Origin of the sequence: Amycolatopsis sp. w19, from assembly GCF_051373225.1 — a bacterium.
Taxonomy (GTDB): domain Bacteria; phylum Actinomycetota; class Actinomycetes; order Mycobacteriales; family Pseudonocardiaceae; genus Amycolatopsis; species Amycolatopsis japonica.
In genome coordinates, this window is the sequence record NZ_JBPQFM010000094.1 from 1 (window position 1) to 509 (window position 509).

Below are 509 nucleotides of genomic sequence, written 5' to 3' on the forward strand. Positions count from 1 at the left end.
TCAATCAATGCAAGAAGTTGTTATTTCTCCTTATAATATTTTTAGAAAGAAACTCGTTAGTAAGAAGTCTTTGTTTAATAAAAAAAGCCTCTTAAAGAGAGAAGTAGTTCACAACTGTAACTACTTCCTTACAGTTTTATACTAGTCTTTTATGATGATATCACTGCGCGTTATTCATTCTTGATTGGTTGAAGATACTCAGTTTTGGGTAGTGAAATTTGATGAGATACGGGAGAAGTAATAATCAAAGATGTATTGACTTTACCATAATGGGTCAAACGGTTTGAAAAGTCTTCTAACTGTTTTATGGATGAAACTGCCGTCTTCATAAAATAACTGTTTATTCCGGTTATCCGATGACATTCTAAAATTTCTTTTTCTCCTTTGATAATTTCTTCAAATTGCTGAGTTTTCATTTTTAAATTCGCTTTTTGAATAATTGCTTTTACACTTTTTCCAATTGCGTCAGGTGAAATAATTACCGTAAAACCTTGTATTACACATTTTCT

General features: G+C 30.5%; 1 protein-coding gene. It reads right to left on the bottom strand.

The window, feature by feature from the left end; genetic code table 11:
* Nucleotides 1-170: 170 nt before the first annotated feature.
* Nucleotides 171-509: Lrp/AsnC family transcriptional regulator (locus ACSMFO_RS40260; protein WP_436462557.1), on the bottom strand; the 339-nt coding region annotated here is incomplete at its 5' end.